The organism is Bradyrhizobium sp. 2TAF24 (assembly GCF_052115025.1).
GTDB lineage: Bacteria > Pseudomonadota > Alphaproteobacteria > Rhizobiales > Xanthobacteraceae > Bradyrhizobium_A.
This window is the reverse complement of the sequence record NZ_JBFRFW010000028.1, coordinates 39,070-58,382: the sequence shown is the minus strand read 5'-3', so window position 1 is coordinate 58,382 and position 19,313 is coordinate 39,070. Positions and strand designations below refer to the sequence as shown.

General features: G+C 67.3%; 18 protein-coding genes. 11 read left to right on the top strand and 7 right to left on the bottom strand.

The annotated features are described in order from the left end of the window. Positions 1-806: 806 nt before the first annotated feature. The 4 genes from AB4Z37_RS30125 to AB4Z37_RS30110 all read left to right on the top strand — a co-directional run bounded on the left by AB4Z37_RS30125 (position 807) and on the right by AB4Z37_RS30110 (position 4,614). Positions 807-1,796: an OmpA family protein gene (locus tag AB4Z37_RS30125; RefSeq protein WP_441520394.1), complete on the top strand. Its 990-nt coding sequence runs from the start codon at positions 807-809 to the stop codon at positions 1,794-1,796. Positions 1,797-1,897: 101 nt separating this feature from the next. Further along, positions 1,898-2,509 (top strand): TetR/AcrR family transcriptional regulator, encoded by a 612-nt coding sequence (locus tag AB4Z37_RS30120; protein WP_441520393.1) that lies wholly within the window; start codon positions 1,898-1,900, stop codon positions 2,507-2,509. A 47-nt stretch (positions 2,510-2,556) separates the two neighbouring features. Then, positions 2,557-3,756, top strand: a complete 1,200-nt coding sequence (locus AB4Z37_RS30115) for an MFS transporter (RefSeq protein ID WP_441520392.1) — start codon at positions 2,557-2,559, stop codon at positions 3,754-3,756. A gap of 75 nt (positions 3,757-3,831) precedes the next feature. After that, on the top strand, positions 3,832-4,614 hold the full coding sequence (locus AB4Z37_RS30110; RefSeq protein ID WP_441520391.1) for a class I SAM-dependent methyltransferase: 783 nt from the start codon (positions 3,832-3,834) through the stop codon (positions 4,612-4,614). Positions 4,615-4,743: 129 nt separating this feature from the next. On the opposite strand, the gene AB4Z37_RS30105 is transcribed toward AB4Z37_RS30110, so the two are convergent. The 5 genes from AB4Z37_RS30105 to AB4Z37_RS30085 form a co-directional block, all read right to left on the bottom strand. Further along, a complete protein-coding gene (locus AB4Z37_RS30105; RefSeq protein ID WP_441520390.1) occupies positions 4,744-5,973 on the bottom strand; it encodes an argininosuccinate synthase in 1,230 nt (409 codons plus the stop codon). A 72-nt stretch (positions 5,974-6,045) separates the two neighbouring features. Further along, entirely contained in the window at positions 6,046-6,798 is a 753-nt protein-coding gene (locus AB4Z37_RS30100) for a phosphatase PAP2 family protein (RefSeq protein ID WP_441520389.1), read from the bottom strand. Between the two features lie 13 nt (positions 6,799-6,811). Further along, positions 6,812-7,270, bottom strand: a complete 459-nt coding sequence (locus AB4Z37_RS30095; protein WP_441520388.1) for a hypothetical protein — start codon at positions 7,268-7,270, stop codon at positions 6,812-6,814. A gap of 10 nt (positions 7,271-7,280) precedes the next feature. Then, complete coding sequence (gene rlmN, locus AB4Z37_RS30090; protein ID WP_441520399.1) at positions 7,281-8,519, bottom strand: 23S rRNA (adenine(2503)-C(2))-methyltransferase RlmN; 1,239 nt, start codon at positions 8,517-8,519, stop codon at positions 7,281-7,283. A gap of 223 nt (positions 8,520-8,742) precedes the next feature. After that, a complete protein-coding gene (locus tag AB4Z37_RS30085; protein WP_441520398.1) occupies positions 8,743-9,294 on the bottom strand; it encodes an invasion associated locus B family protein in 552 nt (183 codons plus the stop codon). A gap of 324 nt (positions 9,295-9,618) precedes the next feature. Here AB4Z37_RS30085 and AB4Z37_RS30080 point away from each other — a divergent pair, with 324 nt between their 5' ends. Next, entirely contained in the window at positions 9,619-10,593 is a 975-nt protein-coding gene (locus tag AB4Z37_RS30080) for an NADPH:quinone oxidoreductase family protein (protein WP_441520387.1), read from the top strand. A gap of 43 nt (positions 10,594-10,636) precedes the next feature. On the opposite strand, the gene AB4Z37_RS30075 is transcribed toward AB4Z37_RS30080, so the two are convergent. Together AB4Z37_RS30075 and AB4Z37_RS30070 are read right to left on the bottom strand one after the other, a co-directional pair. Beyond that, complete coding sequence (locus AB4Z37_RS30075) at positions 10,637-11,023, bottom strand: YkvA family protein (RefSeq protein ID WP_441520397.1); 387 nt, start codon at positions 11,021-11,023, stop codon at positions 10,637-10,639. A gap of 138 nt (positions 11,024-11,161) precedes the next feature. Further along, positions 11,162-11,461, bottom strand: a complete 300-nt coding sequence (locus AB4Z37_RS30070) for a 4a-hydroxytetrahydrobiopterin dehydratase (protein ID WP_441520386.1) — start codon at positions 11,459-11,461, stop codon at positions 11,162-11,164. 164 nt (positions 11,462-11,625) lie between these two features. On the opposite strand from AB4Z37_RS30070, the gene AB4Z37_RS30065 reads away from it, so the two are divergent. The 6 genes from AB4Z37_RS30065 to typA all read left to right on the top strand — a co-directional run bounded on the left by AB4Z37_RS30065 (position 11,626) and on the right by typA (position 19,308). After that, the gene (locus AB4Z37_RS30065) at positions 11,626-13,068 is read left to right on the top strand and encodes a TAXI family TRAP transporter solute-binding subunit (protein WP_441520385.1); all 1,443 of its coding nucleotides are present in this window, start codon (positions 11,626-11,628) and stop codon (positions 13,066-13,068) included. A 117-nt stretch (positions 13,069-13,185) separates the two neighbouring features. After that, positions 13,186-14,757 carry an alkaline phosphatase D family protein gene (locus AB4Z37_RS30060; protein WP_441520384.1) on the top strand — a complete coding sequence of 524 codons (1,572 nt, stop codon included), beginning with the start codon at positions 13,186-13,188 and terminating at the stop codon, positions 14,755-14,757. Between the two features lie 70 nt (positions 14,758-14,827). Beyond that, positions 14,828-15,559 (top strand): prolipoprotein diacylglyceryl transferase family protein, encoded by a 732-nt coding sequence (locus AB4Z37_RS30055; RefSeq protein WP_441520383.1) that lies wholly within the window; start codon positions 14,828-14,830, stop codon positions 15,557-15,559. Then, a complete protein-coding gene (locus AB4Z37_RS30050) occupies positions 15,540-16,955 on the top strand; it encodes a radical SAM protein (protein ID WP_441520382.1) in 1,416 nt (471 codons plus the stop codon). The genes AB4Z37_RS30055 and AB4Z37_RS30050 overlap by 20 nt, the downstream gene beginning before the upstream one ends. Beyond that, positions 16,952-17,200 carry a hypothetical protein gene (locus tag AB4Z37_RS30045; protein ID WP_441520381.1) on the top strand — a complete coding sequence of 83 codons (249 nt, stop codon included), beginning with the start codon at positions 16,952-16,954 and terminating at the stop codon, positions 17,198-17,200. The genes AB4Z37_RS30050 and AB4Z37_RS30045 overlap by 4 nt, the downstream gene beginning before the upstream one ends. Before the next feature lie 281 nt (positions 17,201-17,481). After that, entirely contained in the window at positions 17,482-19,308 is a 1,827-nt protein-coding gene (typA, locus tag AB4Z37_RS30040) for a translational GTPase TypA (RefSeq protein ID WP_441520380.1), read from the top strand. Positions 19,309-19,313: the final 5 nt, after the last annotated feature.

Genomic DNA, 19,313 nt, shown 5'->3' with positions numbered 1-19,313 from the left:
AGGCGCCCCCGCCGCCGCCCGTGGCGCCCCACGCCGAGCCGCCGGCCCACCCGGCTGCGCCGCCACCGGCTGCCGCTCCCAAGGCACCACCACCGCCTCCGCCCCCCGCGGCTGAACCGAAAGCCCCGCCTCCGCCGCCTGCCGCACATCCTGCGCCGCCGGCTGGTGGTGCCGCGGCTCCACAAACCGCCCCCGCTCCGGGGACCCCGCCCGCGGCCGGGCAGCCGCCGGTCCGCCGCCCCGAGAACGCCCCGCCACTGGCGCCGGGCGTGCGCGAGGTCACACCGCCACGCGGTCCCGAGGGCGCGCGCCCGCCGGCCACACCCACTCCGGGAACGCCGGCACCTGGAGCGACAGTACCCGCAGCGCCAGTACCTGCAGCGCCCCCGAGCACCAGCCCGGGCGCCGCGCCGCCGCCACACGCCGGCGCGCCGGGCACCGGACCGGAAACGCCACCGCCGGCCGCAGCCGCCCATCCCGGCACTCCGGCACCCGCCGGCACCCAGCCGACACCTCCCGCAGGCCAGCCGGCGGCACCGACCGGCACGCGCCCTGCCGGCGCACCCGCGCAGCCGCCCGCCGCGGGAACGCCGGGAGCTCCCGGCGCCCCAGGTGCCCCAGGCGCCCCAGGCCAACCCGGCGCTCCGGGGCAACCTGGCGGTCCAGGTGGCGCTGGCGCCCCCGGCGGTCCAGGTGGCGCTGGCGGTCCCGGCGGAGCGGGCGCGCCTCGTGCCAACTTCCAGCGCCCGCCAGGCCTGCCGCCCGGCACACCGCCGTCAGCTCCGGCGCCGACCGTTGCCGCACCGTTGCCTGCCATCGCACCCGCGGCCGTCACGCCACTGCCGGCCAACGGACCTGCGCCCGGCGGCGGCCGCATCGAGGACTTCCGTGCCCAGCGGCAGCAGAGCTTCGAGGGGGGACGGACGATCATCCGCGAGCCCGGCCGCATCATTGTCGAGGATCCCAGCGGCCAGGCGTTCATCCGCCACGATGAGATGGATCGCTTCCGCTATGGCGCCCGCGACGTCGAGGTCCGGCGTGACGGCGCCGATACCCGCACCATCATCATCCGGCCCGACGGCACGCAGATCATCACCGTCACCGGTCCCGACGGCAGCCTGCTGCGCCGCATCCGTCGTGACCGCGACGGTCGCGAGATCATCATCATCGACAACACCTACCGCGATCCGGCCGCCGTCGGCGGCTTCTATGTGATGCTGCCGCCGCCGGTGCTCACCATTCCGCCGGACCGCTACATCGTCGAGGCGGAGCGCGCGCCGCCGGAGGTGATCTACGACACGCTGATCGCGCCGCCGGTGGAACGCATCGAGCGCCGCTACTCGCTCGACGAGATCCGCTACAGCCCGTCGGTGCGCCAGCGCATGCCGAGCATCGATCTCGACACCATCAACTTCGACATCGGTTCGGCGGACATCTCGCAGGACCAGGCGGCGAAGCTGCAGGTGATCGCGGATGGCCTCAACCGAGCGATCTCGCGCAACCCGCGCGAGGTGTTCCTGATCGAGGGCCACACCGATGCGACCGGCAACAACGTCGACAACCTGTCGCTGTCGGACCGCCGCGCGGAAGCCGCGGCGAACCTGCTCACCCAGCAGTTCCAGGTGCCGGCGGAGAACCTGACCTCGCAGGGCTATGGTTCGCAGTATCTGAAGATCTCGACCGACGGTCCGGAGCGCCAGAACCGGCGAGTCACCATCCGGCGCATCACGCCACTGCTCACCGGCGGCAACGCCAACCTGCCGCCACCGCCGGCGGGCGTCGCGCCGCCGCGCTGAGCCCTCAACGATCACGACACGATGGCCGGGACCTTACGTCCCGGCCATTTTGTTTGGCCGCACCTCTTGATTTGGAAATGATCATTTCCTAATTTACGGCCATGTCGCAGACACCACACCATCCGCACCGCCCGCCCGGCCGGCCCCGCGAGTTCGATATCGACGCGGCGCTGGACAAGGCCGTGCGCGTGTTTCGCGAACGGGGCTACCACGCCACCTCGATCGGCGACCTCAGCGACGCCATGGAGCTCGCCGCCGGCAGCATCTACAAGGCGTTCAAGGACAAGCGCGCGGTGTTCCTGGCCGCATTCGACCGCTACAGCGCGCTCCGCAGCGCGCAGGTGCGGGCCGCCGCTGACGACGGCCAGACCGGCCACGACCGGCTGCGGCGCGTGCTCGCCTCTTATCTCGAAGCCTCGCAAGGCATCGAGGGCCGGCGCGGCTGCCTCGTGGTCGGCAGCACCATCGAGCTCGCCGCGCTCGACGCCGAAGTCGCGGCGCGCGTCTCCGTGGCGCTCAAGGCCAACGAAGCCCTGCTCGCTGGCCTGATCCGTGAAGGGCAGGCCGACGGCTCGATCCCCGCCCACGTCGACCCCGACGCCACCGCGCGGCTGATGATCTGCATGACACAGGGCATGCGCGTCGTCGGCAAGGCGAAGACCCCTCTCCCCACCGCCGCGCTGCTCGATGTCGCGATGAAACTCATCGCCTGATCGACCGCGCCACCGCCACCCCTCAATCCTTTTCTGAAAGTGCCCCGATGACGATCGCCGCCATGACCGACACCCCTGCCCCGCGCCATGAGGCCATCACCCCGGGACTGACCTTCCTGCTGGCGCTGGCCTGCGGCCTCGTCGCCGCCAACATCTACTACGCCCAACCGTTGATCGAACCGATCAGCACCGAACTCGGCCTGCCGCTCGCCGTCGCCGGACTGATCGTGACCATGACCCAGATCGGCTACGTGACGGGACTGCTGCTGCTGGTCCCGCTCGGCGACCTCATCGAGAATCGCCGGCTGATCTGTACCGTGATCGGTGTCGGCGCGCTGGCGCTGGTGGCCGCGGCCTGCTCGACGCGACCACTGCCGTTCCTCGCGGCGGCGCTGTTCACCGGCCTCGGCTCGGTCGCGGTGCAGATCATGATTCCCTACGCCGCGCATCTCGCGCCGGAGGCGACGCGCGGCCGCGTGGTCGGCAACGTCAGCACCGGGCTGATGATCGGCATCATGCTGGCGCGGCCGGTGTCGAGCGCCATAACCGCAGCCTCATCCTGGCACGTCGTGTTCGCGGCGTCGGCCGCCGTCATGGTCGTCCTCGCGCTGGTGCTGCATCGCGCGCTGCCGCGCCGCGCCCCGGTGGCCCGCCTGCACTACGGCCAGTTGCTGCTGTCGATGGGCCACCTCATGCGCACCACGCCGGTGCTGCGGCGGCGCGCCCTGTATCAGGCGGCCTTGTTCGGCGCGTTCAGCCTGTTCTGGACGGTGATCCCGCTGCTGCTGGCAAGCCCCGCCTTCGGCCTGTCCCAGCGCGGCATCGCATTGTTTGCGCTGGTCGGCGTTTCCGGCGTGATCGCCGCACCGCTCGCCGGCCGGATCGCCGACCGCGGCTATGGCAAGATCGCCACCATGGTGGCGATGCTGGCGGTGGCGCTCGCCTTCCTGATCACCCATATCGCCGAGCAGGGATCGGCGCTCGCCCTTGCGCTGCTGGTGGTGGCCGCGATCCTGGTGGACTTCGGCGTGCAGGGCAATGTCGTGATCGGCTTCCGCGCCATCTTCGTGCTCGGGCCCGAATTCCGCAGCCGCCTCAACGGCCTCTACATGGCCACCTTCTTCGCCGCCGGCGCCCTCGGCTCGGCGGTCGGCGGCTGGGCGTTCGTCCATGGCGGCTGGGCGCTGGCATCGTGGATCGGCCTCGCGCTGCCGGCCGCGGCGCTGCTCTACCTCGCCACCGAATAGACGGCTCCCGCCGTTGTGACTGTCCTCGCGCGCGACGGCGGCCTATGAGCCTGACGCGAGAAACCGGAGGGGCTCATGACGGACGCGACGCACGACATTCACCACGCGGCGAAGGAAGGCTTCGCCGCCAAGGCCGACCACTATGTTCGCGGCCGCCCCGACTATCCCACGGCAATTGCACCATGGCTGACGGAGCGCCTCGGCCTGCGCGGTGGCACCACCGTGCTCGACCTCGGTGCCGGCACTGGCAAGTTCACTGCATACCTCGCGAAGACCGGCGCCCGCGTCATCGCCATCGAACCGGTGGCGGAAATGCGCCGCAAGCTGACGCAGGCGCTGCCCGACGTCGACGCCCGCGCCGGCACGGCGGAAGCCATTCCGCTGCCGGACGCTTCGGTCGACGCAGTGACGTGCGCCCAGGCGTTCCACTGGTTCGCAACACCAGCCGCACTCGACGAGATCCGCCGCGTGCTCAAGCCCGGCGGCCGGCTCGGCCTGATCTGGAACGTGCGCGACGAGAGCGTGCCGTGGATCGCCGCGCTCACCCGCATCATCAACCAGCACGAAGGCGATGCGCCACGCTATGCCAGCGGCGCGTGGCGACGCGTCTTCCCGCACGCGGGCTTCGGCCCAATGCACGAGGATATCTTCCGCCACGGCCACACCGGCACGCCCGAGGACGTGGTCATCAACCGCGTGCGCTCGACGAGCTTCATCGCCGCGCTGCCCGCGGAGGAGGAGGCGAAGGTGGTGGCGCAGCTGCGCGCGCTGATCGCGGCGGAGCCGTCGCTCGCGGGCAAAGATGAGGTGACGGTGCCGTACTCGACGTCGGCGTTCAGTACAGAGAAGATTGGCTGACGACCTCGCGCCTCATCCTGAGGAGGCGCGCAAGCGCCGTCTCGACGGATGAGGCTGAGGTGCCTGTGGCCTCATGGTTCGAGACGCGCGGCGATGCCGCGCTCCTCACCATGAGGCACGAAGCGCGCCTTACAGCCCAAGCTTCTTCTTGCGCTGGCCGAGGGTGCGCAGCCGCAGCGCGTTGAGCTTGATGAAGCCGGCCGCGTCGCGGTGGTCGTAGGCGACGGCGCCTTCCTCGAAGGTGACGAGGTCCTGATCGTACAGCGAGTACCTGCTGTTGCGGCCAACCAGGATGACGTTGCCCTTGTAGAGCTTGAGCCGCACCTGGCCGGTGACGAATTCCTGGCTCTTGTCGATCGCCGCCTGCAGCATCTCGCGCTCCGGCGAGAACCAGAAGCCGTTGTAGACGAGCTCGGCATACTTCGGCATCAGCTCGTCCTTGAGGTGCGCCGCGCCGCGGTCGAGCGTGATCTGCTCGATGCCGCGATGGGCGACCAGCAGGATGGTGCCGCCGGGGGTCTCGTACATGCCGCGCGACTTCATGCCGACGAAGCGGTTCTCGACGAGATCGAGGCGGCCGATGCCGTTGGCGCGGCCGAGCTCGTTGAGCCTGGCGAGCAGCGACGCCGGCGACAGCTTGACGCCGTCGATCGCAACCGCGTCGCCCTTCTCGAAGTCGACGGTAATGTAGGTCGCCTGGTCCGGCGCCTTCTCAGGATCGATGGTGCGCGAGTAGACGTAGTCGGGCACCTCCTGCGCCGGATCCTCCAGCACCTTGCCCTCGGAGGAGGCGTGCAGCAGGTTGGCGTCGACCGAGAACGGCGCTTCGCCGCGCTTGTCCTTGGCGATCGGGATCTGGTGCGCCTCGGCGAACGCGATCAGCTGCTCGCGCGAGCGCAGGTCCCACTCACGCCACGGCGCAATGATGGTGATGTCGGGCTTGAGCGCGTAGTAGCCGAGCTCGAACCGCACCTGGTCGTTGCCCTTGCCGGTGGCGCCATGGGACACGGCGTCGGCGCCGACCTTCTCGGCGATCTCGATCTGCTTCTTGGCGATCAGCGGCCGGGCGATCGAGGTGCCGAGCAGGTACTGGCCCTCATAGACCGCGTTGGCGCGGAACATCGGGAAGACGTAGTCGCGGACGAATTCCTCGCGCAGGTCCTCGATGAAGATGTTTTCCGGCTTGATGCCGAGCAGCAGCGCCTTCTGGCGCGCCGGCTCCAGCTCCTCGCCCTGGCCGAGGTCGGCGGTGAAGGTGACGACCTCGCAGCCATAGGTGGTCTGCAGCCACTTCAGAATGATCGAGGTGTCGAGCCCACCAGAGTAGGCGAGCACGACCTTCTTCACGTCCTTCGTCATGAAAACCCTATGGAATTTTGTTCGATCTGGCGGGTCCGGCCGCCGGATTTCGGCCGGACTATAGGCCAACGCTCAGCGGCGCAACACCCTCAGCCGCCACCGGTAGCCCGGCATCGCCCACCGGGTCAACGCCGCATCGATCGCCTCGTCGGTCCAGCGTGTCGCCGCCCAGCGGTAGATCAGGGCATGGACGATCCAGACCACCCAGAACGACACCAGCCCGGAGACCAGGACGTCGGTCAGGAAATGCCCGCCGAACGCCATCCGCAGGCCGCCGGTCAGGACCCCGAACACCGTCGCCCCGACATAGGCCAGCGGTCGCCACGCCGGCGGCGCCAGGGCGGCCGGCGCATAGGTCCAGAACGCGGTCGAACCCTCGCCGGAGAAGAATGAACAGTTCCTGCGGCATTCGCCGCTCGGATCGTACCAGGGCTTGAAGGTCCAGGGCCCGCCGAACTCAGTGACCATCACCGGGCGCGGCCGCCCCCAATAGCTCTTGAAGGTGAGGTTCGACAGCACGACGGGGGACAGGATGATGGTGATCAGGATGAAGGCCACGGTGCGGCCCCGAACCAGCAGCGGCCTGTCCGGACGGATGAACTTGACCACCACCGCGACGATCGACGGCGCGGCGAACCCCCAGGCAATCCACATCGCGGCGTCACGCAAGACGTTCGCAAGGCCGTCGCCCTTGACCGGGAAGCTCCTGGTCACGGGATCGTAGAACCAGGCTGCGACCTTGAGGTCGATCTCGGGATGCAGCCCGAACACCACCACGAAGACGAGCGACAGCGCGAGCGCAATGAAAAGTCCGGTGCGATTCATGTCAGGGAGCCGTTCAGGGAGCGGTGGGCCGTTCGGACGGCGGATTGCGCCAGGCGCCGGCGTTGCGGCCGGCGATCAGCCAGTAAACGAAGCCGGCGACGATGCCGGCGCCGGTCAGGACCTCGAGCTCGCGGCGGATGATGCCGACGAACGACATCGAGGTGGTGTCGAACGGCACGAGACTGAGGTAGCAGGCCGCGCCGACCGCGGCACCGCCGAGAGCGTAGACCACGAGACTGCGGATCGCGAACGCCTCGGTGATCAGCGCCACGATCATGGCAGGCAGCAGCGCGAAGCCGCTGATGAAGATGAAGCCGAAGGTCGCGATCAGCGACATGGTGGTGTCGTCGAGGCCAAGATTGACATCACTCCATTCCGGCATCAGCACCGCGGCGATCACCACCGCCGCGGCGGCAAGGCTCGCGGCGAAGAAGCCGACGAAGATGACGATGATGCGGACGAGCAGCGCCATCAGGGGCCGCTCAGTCCGTCATTGCCATGGCGCGCAGCGCCTGACGCTCGCGCGCCGACAGCTTCTCGGTCTCGGACTTGAGCTGGCCGCAGGCCGCGAGGATGTCGCGGCCGCGCGGCGTGCGCACCGGCGACGAGTAGCCGGCGTTGAAGACGTATTCGGAAAACTTCTCGATCTGGTCCCAGTCCGAGCACTCGTACTTGCTGCCGGGCCAGGGATTGAACGGGATGAGATTGATCTTGGCCGGGATGCCCTTGAGCAGCTTGACCAGCAGCCGCGCATCGTCGAGCGAATCGTTGACGCCCTTGAGCATCACATACTCGAAGGTGATGCGGCGGGCGTTGGAGACGCCGGGATAGTTGCGGCAGGCGTCCAAGAGCTCGGCGATCGGGTATTTGCGGTTGAGCGGCACCAGCTCGTTGCGCAGCTCGTCACGCACCGCATGCAGCGAGATCGCCAGCATGACGCCGATCTCGTCGCCGGTGCGGGCGATGTTCGGCACCACACCGGAGGTCGACAGCGTGATGCGGCGGCGCGACAGCCCGATGCCCTCGTTGTCGGACACGATCAGCAGCGCATCGCGCACCGCATCGAAATTGTACAGCGGCTCGCCCATGCCCATCATGACAATGTTGGTGACGAGGCGGTTGCCGTTCGGCGTCTCGCGGTCGACCCAGTCATTGAGGCGGTCGCGCGCCACCATCACCTGGCCGACGATCTCGCCGGCGGTGAGGTTGCGCACCAGGCGCTGGGTGCCGGTGTGGCAGAACGAACAGTTCAGCGTGCAGCCGACCTGCGACGACACGCACAGCGTGCCGCGGTCGGTCTCCGGGATATAGACGCACTCGACCTCGTGCGGCCGCTCGGAGGCATGGCCGCTCGGCAGCCGCAGCAGCCACTTACGGGTACCGTCGCTGGAGATCTGCTCGGCGACGACCTCCGGCCGCGCCACCGTGAAGTGCTCCGCAAGCTGCGCGCGGATGTCCTTGGAGACGTCGGACATGTCCTCGAAGCTCTGGGCGCCGCGGACATACATCCAGCGCCACAGCTGCTGGGCGCGCATCTTGCGCTGCTTCTCCGGCACGCCGAGATCGCCGAGGCGGTCCATCAGCTCGGGCCGCGACAGCCCGATCAGCGACGGCTTGTCCGGCGCGACATAGCTCTCGAGCGGCGTCTTCTCCAGCGGCGGCGCGGCGCGCGACAGCTCACGCCCATCGGGCGCGCGCGACGATCCGGCTTCCTGCGGCATCTGGGTCATCCGAAATCTCTGATCCTGCGGCGGCAACGGCCGCTCATCCTCGGGGCGGTTCGGGCCTGCGGCCCTGCCCGGCGGCCTCGCCGGACACCTGCGGAACCCGCCCGCGGCGGCCATTCCTTTACCCTGAAACACCCGCTCCAGATAGCCGTTTTCTGCAATCCTGCAGCCGGTTCCACCCGGCGGACAGCATCGGGACGGCGACCGGCGCCGCCACTCAGCGGCGGCAGTCCTGGGCGAGGCGATCCAGCGCCTGGGACAGCCCCTTGAGCGAGAACGTGTCGGTGGTCTCGGTGCCCTTCGCCGACACGCCCTTGACGGTGACGTCGGTGCTGCGCCGCAGCGCCTCGACCATGCGCTCCTCTTCCGCGGCATTCTTGATCCAGAGACCATCGCCCTGGGTGTACATCGCGTAGCGCGCGCCACCGACCTCGAGCGTGGATTCCGATCCCGGCTTCAGCTGGTAGCCGATCATCACCGACACCTCGTTGACGACCTTCTCCGACGGCCGTGTCGACACGAACACATAGGCGGGATCACGCGGACGATTCGCCGGATGGGTTTTCGACGACGTCGGCTTGGCCAGCGCGAAGCACACCTTCTTGCCGTTCGGCATCGCGGTGTAAGCGCCCCAGGTTCCGAACTGACCGACCAGCGTCGGTTCGGCGCCGCCGATGCTCGGCGGTTTCGCCTCCGGCTTGGCTGCCGCGGGCTTGGCCGCAGCTTTCGATTTCGCGCCCTGCGCCAGCGCCAGCTGCGAGGCGGCCATGCACAGCGCACCCGACAGCAGCACCGTCGCCGAACGCATCGCCAGGTTTTGCCGCTTGAACATCGTCGAGCCTCGCTTGCAGGTGTACGGATCATCGCCGTCGGCGGGTTGGCCCCTCGCTCCGCCGATGCTGCGATTGATCATGTGTGTTTGATATTCCGACTCTTGGAATAACCGGGAAATGCCTGTTTGGGAAGCAGGTTGCGACGAACTGCGCACGTTCGCAAGATCGCGCAGCGATCGTGAATCAGATTGTCGCATGGCCTCAAATCCGCCATGAAGAATGCAGGTTGAATCCTCGTCCTCTCGATTCAGGTGACTGCCATGAAAGCCATCCTGTGTTCTCAATACTGCGGCCCCGATGATCTCGTGCTGGCGGATGTGCCCGATCCCGTCGCGGCGCCCGGCGAAGTGGTGATCGCCATCAAGGCGGCGGCGCTGAATTTCTTCGACCTGCTGATGATTCAGGGCAAGTACCAGATCAAGCCGCCGTTTCCGTTCTCGCCCGCGGCCGAAGTCGCCGGCGTGGTGGAGAGCGTCGGCGCGGGCGTCACCGATCTCAAGGCCGGTGATCGCGTGGTCGCGTCGTGCGGCCACAACGGCGCACGCGAGAAGATCGCTGTGCCGGCGATGCAGGCGGTGAAGATTCCCGACAATCTCGACTACGACCGCGCCGCCGGCATCATCATCATCTACGGCACCGCGCTGCATGCACTGGAGGATCGCGCACGGCCGAGGCCCGGCGAGACGCTCGCGGTGCTCGGCGCCGCCGGCGGCACCGGCCTTGCCGCCTGTGAGCTCGGCAAGCTGATGGGCCTGAAGGTCATCGCCTGCGCGTCGTCCGACGAGAAGCTCGCCTTCGCCAAGCAGCATGGCGCCGAGCTGACCCTCAACTACGCCAGGGACGATCTCAAGGAAGGCCTCAAGACACTGACCGGCGGCAAGGGCGTCGACATCGTGTTCGATCCGGTCGGCGGCGCCTATGCCGAAGCGGCGCTGCGCTCGGTGGCCTGGGAAGGCCGTTTCCTGGTGATCGGCTTCGCCGCCGGCGACATTCCGAAGATTCCGCTCAACCTCGCGCTGCTCAAGGGCTGCGACATCCGCGGTGTGTTCTGGGGCGCCTGGGCGCGGCTCAATCCGGAGAAGAATCGTGCCAACCTGCAGAAGCTGGTGCAGTGGACCGCCGAGGGCAAGATTTCCTCGCATGTCGACCGCACCTTCCCGCTGGCGCAGACCGCGGAAGCGCTCAAGGTTCTGGCGGGCCGCCAGGCGATGGGCAAGGTGATCCTGCATCCGTGATACGACCGCGTGCGCATCGACCGGTCCACGCCGGTCGATGCGATCACTCCGTGGCCGGCGTCACGCCGTCCTTCAGCCGCTGCAGGGCGGCTCGCGCCGCATCGCGATGGTCGGAACGGATGTGGTTCGAGACAAGCCGGATCACGGTGGCGAGCACGGCCGCGTCATCGGTAAAGCCGAGCAGCGGCATGACATCGGGGATGACATCGAACGGCAGGATGAAATAGGCGAGCGCGCCGAGCAGTGACGCCTGCACATGGCGCGGCGTCTGCCGATCGAAGGCGCAGTAATACGCCGCCAGCAGATCCTCGGCGAAGGGCAGCCGTGCCGCCACCTTCTTGATCTTGGCCCAGAACTCCCGGCGCACCCGCGCATGGTCCTTCGCCAGCCGTTCGGCCGGCTCGAAATCCACGGTGTGTTCGGTGGTCACGACCAATTGCTCCTCGACGCCCCACATGGCGACCTGCTCGCCGGCGGAACCCGACGATCGCATCAACAACTGCCGCTCAGGTGGGGGGCGCCCCCAGCCGCTGCAAGATGACAACTGCGCGACATCGCCGCGCCGTGCTCAGGTTCCGCGCGCCGCGATGCGATCCATGACCTTGGCGAGGGCGATGTCCCGCACCGTGACGCCGCCGGCGTCATGGGTCGCCAGCACCACCTCCACGGTCTTGTAGACGTTGCGCCATTCCGGATGGTGGTCGCGCTTCTCGGCCTCCAGCGCCACGCGGGTCATGAAGCCGAACGCCTCGTTGAAATCCCTGAACACGAAGGTGCGGGCGATGGCGTCCCGCCCCTCGACCTCGGACCAGCCGGACAATTCGGCCAGTGCCGCCGCGCGTGCCGCGCCGGTCAGACGCTGATCCATGATACCCTCCTGTCGTCACACCCTTGATCCCTGGTCGGACCGTTCCCATCCTAACCCGGCTTGCCGCTGAGCGCTCGCGGATGGAACCGGTAACCATGCCGGCCGGGAACATGTCGCCGGTTCCCAAATTTGCTATAATTCTGCTCTCAAACGGGCCGATGCGGATGAACCTGAACCTCGCGCAGCTGTTTTCGCGGTCTCCGGCATCGAGCGCCCCTGCGCCGAGCACGCCGGAGCCGACGCCGATCCGCGCCAAGCGCCCGCCGAAAGGGGCGGGCATTTTCATGCCGCTCGCGGTCGCGCTCGCCATCGTGCTGGTGGTCGTCGGTGCGATCTATATCGCCATGCGGCCTGTGACCCTGAAGATCGCGGTCGGCCCGCCGAACAGCGAGGACGTCAAGGTGGTCCAGGCGCTGTCGCACGCCTTCTCACGCGACCGCGGCGGCTATATCCGCCTGAAGACCATCGTCACCGACGGCGCGGTCGCCAGCGCCGCGGCCTTCGCCAACAAGACGGTCGATCTCGCGGTGATCCGCGGCGACCTCGAGGTGCCGAAGGATGCCGCCAGCATCGCCGTGCTGCGCAAGAATCTCGCGGTGCTGTGGGTGCCGTCCGCCGGCAAGGGCAAGAAGAGAAGCGCGATCAAGAAAATCCAGAATCTCGCAGGCCGCCGCATCGGCGTGATCGGCCGCACCCCCGCCAACGTCAACCTGCTCAACACCATCCTGCGCCAGTATGGCGTCGATCCCGCCAAGGTCGAGGTCGTGCAGTTCTCGACCGGTGAGGTGGCCGAGGCAGTGCGCACGCAGAAGGTCGATGCGCTGCTCGCCGCCGGGCCGCTGAACAGCAAGGTGACCATGGATGCGCTGGCAGCGTCGCAGCGCGATGGCGGCGAGCCGACCTTCCTCGCCATCGATGCGGCCGACGCGATCGCCCAGAACGTGCCCGCCTATGACGTGGCCGAAATTCCGGCCGGGGCGCTCGGCGGCGTACCGCCCCGCCCGGACGACGAGATCAAGACCATCAGCTTCTCGCACCTCATCGTGGCGCGCAAATCGCTGTCGGAGGTCACCGCTGCGATGCTGACGCGGCAGATCTTCGCCGTGCGCCAGAGCCTGATCCCGGACGTGCCGGCGGCATCGAAGATCGAGACCCCCGACACCGACAAGGATGCCTCGATTCCGGCGCATCCCGGTGCGGAGGCCTATGTCGACGGCGAGGAAAAGACGTTCCTCGACCGCTACAGCGATTTCATCTGGTGGGGCATCATGGGTCTGTCCGCCATGGGTTCGCTCGGCGCCTGGTTCGCCGGCTACCTCAAGCGCGACGAGCGCCAGAACAACAGCTCGCTGCGCGTGCGCCTGCTGGAGATGCTGTCGCAGGCCCGCCAGGCCGGCAGCCATGAGGAACTCGACTCGCTGCAGTCCGAAGCCGACGAGATCCTGAAGGACACCTTGCACTGCTACGAGGATGGCGCCATCGACGATGGCCCGCTCACCGCCTTCAATATCGCGCTCGAGCAGTTCCACACCGCCGTCGCCGACCGCCGCAGCATGCTGACGGCGCAACCGCCACGTGCGCCGGTGCCGCTGCGCGCGCAGGGCTGACAAGGACCGGACGACACGTCCGGCGCCGTCATCGAACTTTCACAAATCCGTTTTCAGCCTGTCAGTACGGCTTTCCATGGTCTGGCCTTGGACGGCCCAGAGACAGGGAGACCCGCCATGCCGATCCGCGTCCGTCATCTCTCGCGTCGCCGCTTTCTGACCACCGCAGCCGCGACCGGCGCAGCGACCGCATTCGGCGGCCTCGCCGCGCCCTATCTCAGCCGTGCCGCGGACCGGCCGCAGATCAGCCATGGCGTGCAGGCCGGCGACGTGTCGCAGGGCAGCGGCGTGGTGTGGGCCCGCGCCGACCGTCCGGCGCAGCTGCTGGTCGAGGTTGCGACCACGGAATCGTTCAAGGACGCCCGCGCGCTGCCGCCGATCACCGCACTGCCGGAAAGCGATTTCACCGCCAAGATGCTGATCGAGAACCTGCCGTCCGACCAGACCATCTTCTACCGCGCGCGTTTCCGCGACCTCTCCCATATCGACATCGTCGGCGAACCGGTGGTCGGGCGCTTCCGCACCGCGCCGGCAAGCCGCCGCGACGTCAGCTTCGTATGGGGCGGCGACGTCGCCGGCCAGGGCTGGGGCATCAATCCGGACGACGGCGGCATGACCACGTTCGCGGCGATGCGCAAGCACGACCCGGACCTCTTCATCCACTCCGGCGACACCATCTACGCCGACGGCCCGATCCCGGCCGAGGTCAAGCTGCCCGACGGCAAGATCTGGAAGAACATCACCATCCCGGAAAAGGCCAAGGTGGCGGAGACGCTTGCCGAGTACCGCGCCGCGCACAAATACAACCTGCTCGACGACAATCTGCGCGCCTTCAATGCCGAGGTGCCGATCTTCGTGCAGTGGGACGACCACGAGGTGACCAACAACTGGTCGCTGTCCAAGCAACTGCCCGACGCCTACAAGGAGCGTGACATCACGCTGCTGGCGGCCCGCGCCGCGCGCGCCTTCCACGAGATGTACCCGATGCGCGAGAGCATCGTGGAGCCCGGGCGCGTCTACCGCACCATCAACTATGGGCCGCATCTCGACATCTTCATGCTGGACGAGCGCAGCTACCGCGGCGCGAACGGCGACAACCTGCAGACGGTCTACGGCCCCGATGCCTACTTCATCGGCGCCGAGCAACTGGCCTGGCTGAAGCGCGAACTGCTGGCGTCGCGCGCGACCTGGAAGGTGATCGCCTCCGACATGCCGATCGGCATCGTGGTCTATGACGACGCCGCCAATCGCAAGGGCTCTGAAGCCATCGCCCAGGGCGACGGCCCGGCGCGCGGGCGCGAGCTCGAGATCGCCGACCTCCTGCGCTTCATCAAGTCGGCGGGCGTGCGCAACACGGTGTGGCTGACCGCCGACGTGCACTACGCCGCCGCGCACTACTACAACCCGGACAAGGCCCAGTTCCAGGACTTCGACCCGTTCTGGGAGTTCGTATCGGGGCCGCTGCACGCCGGCACCTTCGGCCCCAACCCGATGGACAACACCTTCGGGCCGGAGATCAAGTTCATCAAGGCGCCCGGGGCCGACCGGCAGAACCTGCCGCCGTCGGCCGGAATGCAGTTCTTCGGCCATTGTGTGATCGACGGCGCGAGCGGACAGCTGACCGTGACGCTACGGGACCGGGCTGATACCGCACTGTGGTCGGTGACGCTCGACCCCAAGCTCGGCTGATCGACAACCGCCGCACCTCCAGGCGAGCCGTCGCGACACACTCATCGGCCGAATCGGCTAAGCAGGTGGCATGAGCGGGGCGGCCCTTCATGTCGTATTCGACATCGCGGCGTGGCTGGCGGCGGCGGCGGCGGCCCTGTGGCTGACGCGTGTCCGGCGTATCCAGTTTCCGGCCCAGTCATTCAGGCTGCCCTATATCGCAGCGCTGCTGTTCGGCGCCGGATCGGGCGCCTACCTGTTCGGCTCACTGAATCTGTGGCTCTCAGGACTGCCCGGCATCGCCCGGTCGATCGAAGGGGCGCTGGCCGGCGGTATCGTCGCCATCGAGCTCTACAAGCAGGCCAATGGTATCGCACAGCGCACGGGTGCGCGTTTCGCGCTGCCGCTGGCGATCGGAATCGCGCTCGGCCGCATCGGCTGCTACGCCGCAGGCCTCGACGACTTCACGTACGGAATACCGACGGCGTTGCCCTGGGGGCACGATTTCGGCGACGGCATACAGCGCCACCCGGTACAGCTCTACGAATGCGCCGCGATGGCGATCTTCGCCGCCTGGTATGTCGGTATGGTGATGCAACGAAACAGTTTCGTCATCACCAACGGCTTCTACCTCGCTCTTGCGTTCTATGGCCTGCAGCGTTTTGTCTGGGAGTTCTTGAAGCCCTATGCCGGGCTGATCGGCCCGCTGACATTGTTTCATCTGCTGTCGTTTGCCATCATGCTCTACGCCGTGGTCATGCTGGCGACGGCCCCTCCCCGCGCCCCAGACAGGGACATGCTTGATGACCGCCGCGCTGCGTAGATCGCGCCCCTACATCTTCTGGGGCCAGACCCAATCGCTCTGCGAGACCTGCCTGGCGCTGGTGCCGACGAAGATCCAGATTATCGGCGACGAGGTCTGGTACGAAAAGCGCTGCAGCAAGCACGGTGTGCAGTCGACCCTCGTTTCCACGGATGCCGCCTACTGGCGGCGCTGCAAGGACTTCATCAAGCCGGGCGACAGGCCGCTGACATTCCAGAGCCGCACCGAATTCGGCTGCCCGTTCGATTGCGGTCTCTGCCCCGACCATGAGCAGCATTCCTGCCTCGCGCTGATCGAGGTGACAGACCACTGCAACCTGACCTGCCCGGTGTGCTTTGCCGAATCCTCGCCGGCACGCTCGCACTTCCTGCCGCTGCCCGCCATCGAGCGGATGCTGGACGCCCTGGTGGCCAGCGAGGGTGAACCCGACCTCGTGCAGATCTCCGGTGGCGAACCCACGCTCCATCCGGACTTCTTCGCCATCCTCGATGCGGTGCGCGCCCGCCCCATCCGCCATGTCATGATCAACACCAACGGCCTGCGCATCGCACGCGAGCCGGAATTCGTGGCGCAACTCGCAGCCAACAAGCGCGGGCTCGAAATCTACCTGCAGTTCGATTCGCTGGCGCGCGACGCCCTGGTCAACCTGCGCGGCGCTGATTTACGCCGGATTCGGCAGCAGGCGCTGGAGAACCTGGAAGCCCACGGAATTTCCACGACACTGGTGGCGACCGTGAAACGCGGCGTCAACGATCACGAGATCGGCGACATCGTTCGCCATGCGCTCGGCTGGCGCTGTGTCCGTGGCGTCACCTTCCAGCCGGTGCAGGACGCCGGCCGCAACGAGGGGTTCGACAAGACCACTGACCGCATCATGCTGTCCGATATCCGCCGGCGGGTGGTCGAAACCGGCGTGTTCGGCGACCGCGACATGATCCCGCTGCCCTGCAATCCCGAAAGCATTTCCATCGGCTACGGCCTGCGTGACGGCGACAGTGTGCTGCCACTGACCTCGCTGATCCCCCACGACCAGCTGGTCGCTGTCATGCCCAACACCATCAGCCCGGAAAAATATCCGGCGCTGCGGGAGAAATTCGTCGACCTGTTCTCGTTGTCCTCGGGGCCGCTCAACACCAGCGACCGCGTCGCCGAACTGCTGTGCTGCCTGCCGAGCTTCCAGGTGCCGGATGGCCTGAGCTATGAGAACGTGTTTCGCGTCACCATCGTGCAGTTTCTCGATCGCTTCAATTTCTGCGTCGGCAACGTCAAGCGCTCGTGCGTCCATTTCGTGACACCGAACGGCCAGATCATCCCGTTTGACACCTACAACCTGTTCTATCGCGACGGTCGCATCGACCAGATCCGGGCGCGTCTGAGCCAGGAGATGAAGGAATGAGCACCCCGGATACCCCTCCCCCGGCCCAGCCCCCGCAACCCGCCCGCAGCGGCTGCCTGACGGCCATCATGGTCATCGCCGGCATCATCATGCTGCTGCCGGGGCTCTGCTCGCTGGTGGTGGGCGGGATCGGGCTGATGTCCGGCGGCGGAATAGCCGATGGGATGATCCTGGGTATCTTCGCCGTCACCTTCCTCATCGCCCTGCTCGGCGCCTTGTTGATCCGGGCAGCGACCCGCCGTTGATAAATCTGACATAATCCGGGGCGTCCCGAGGCTCCCGGGAGGTTTCCGAAGGTCCGGTTCCGCCCCATCAAAATGGCCGGCCGCCCGGCATTTGCCGTTGTTTTTGGGCGAATTCTGACTATATTGCGCCGCAACGCGTGAGAGTGCCCGGTTCGGACAGAGCCGGGCACCGCCTTTTTCAGGCTCCACTTCGCCGGAACAGGCTTCGGCAGACCGGATGGCCATCGACGCCCCCTCATCTCACGCCCCTGCGTTTTAAAGAGCTGAAAGAATAGACGCCCATGAATATGCGCAACGTCGCCATCATCGCTCACGTCGACCATGGCAAGACCACCCTCGTCGACAAGCTGCTTCAGCAGTCCGGCACCTTCCGGGACAACCAGAAGGTCACCGAGCGCGCGATGGACTCCAACGATCTCGAACGCGAGCGCGGCATCACCATCCTCGCCAAGGCGGCGTCGGTGCAGTGGAAAGAGACCCGCATCAACATCGTCGACACCCCCGGCCACGCCGACTTCGGCGGTGAGGTCGAGCGCATCCTGAACATGGTCGACGGCGCGCTGGTGCTGGTGGACGCCGCGGAAGGCCCGCTGCCCCAGACCAAGTTCGTGGTGTCCAAGGCGCTCAAGGTCGGCCTCAAGCCGATCGTCGTCATCAACAAGGTCGACCGTCCCGACGCCCGCCCGACCGAGGTCATCAACGAGGTGTTCGACCTGTTCGCGGCGCTCGACGCCAGCGAGGAGCAGCTCGACTTCCCGATCCTGTACGGCTCCGCCAAGCAGGGCTGGATGGCCGAGAGCTTCGAGGGTCCGAAGGACCAGGGCATGCAGCCGCTGTTCGACCTGATCCTGCGCCATGTGCCGCCGCCGACCGTCGAGGAAGGCCCGTTCCGCATGATCGGCACCATTCTCGAGGCCAACCCCTATCTCGGCCGCATCATCACCGGCCGCATCTCCTCGGGTCTGATCAAGCCGAACCAGACCATCAAGGTGCTGTCGTCCGACGGCAAGCTGGTCGAGCAGGGTCGTATCTCGAAAATCCTCGCGTTCCGCGGCCTCGAGCGCGTGCCGCTCGATGAAGCCGAAGCCGGCGACATCGTCGCCATCGCCGGGCTGACCAAGGGCACCGTCGCCGACACCTTCTGCGACCCGACCGTCGAGACCCCGCTGGTCGCCCAGCCGATCGATCCGCCGACCGTGTCGATGTCGTTCATCGTCAACAACTCGCCGCTCGCCGGCACCGAGGGCGACAAGGTCACGAGCCGTATGATCCGCGACCGCCTGCTGCGCGAAGCCGAAGGCAACGTCGCGCTGCGCGTGGTGGAAGCCGCCGACAAGGATGCGATGGAAGTGTCGGGCCGCGGCGAACTGCAGCTCGCCATTCTGATCGAGACCATGCGCCGTGAAGGCTTCGAGCTGTCGGTGTCGCGTCCGCGCGTCGTGCTGCAGAAGGACGACGCCGGCCAGTGGCAGGAGCCGATCGAGGAAGTCGTCATCGACGTCGACGAGGAGCATTCCGGCGTCGTCGTGCAGAAGATGAGCGAGCGCAAGGCCGAGATGATCGAGATGAAGCCGTCGGGCGGCAACCGCCTGCGGCTGGTGTTCTACGCTCCGACCCGCGGCCTGATCGGCTACCAGGGCGAACTTTTGACCGACACCCGCGGCACCGCGATCATGAACCGCCTGTTCCACGGCTATGCGCCGTACAAGGGCGAGATCGCTGGCCGGCGCAACGGCGTGCTGATCTCCAACGACCAGGGCGAGGCGGTGGCCTACGCCATGTTCAAGCTGGAAGACCGCGGCCCGATGATGATCGAGCCGGGCTGGAAGGTCTATCGCGGCATGATCGTGGGTGAGCACACCCGCGACAACGACCTCGAGATCAACGTGCTCAAGGGCAAGCAGCTCACCAACATCCGCACCACGTCGAAGGATGAAGCGGTGCGCCTGACCCCGCCGATCCGCATGACGCTGGAAAAGGCGCTGGCGTACATCGAGGACGACGAGCTCGTCGAGGTGACGCCGAAGTCGATCCGGCTGCGCAAGAAGCACCTCGATCCGAACGAGCGCAAGCGCGCCGAGAAGACCAAGGAAGTCCTCGCCGGGTGATCTAG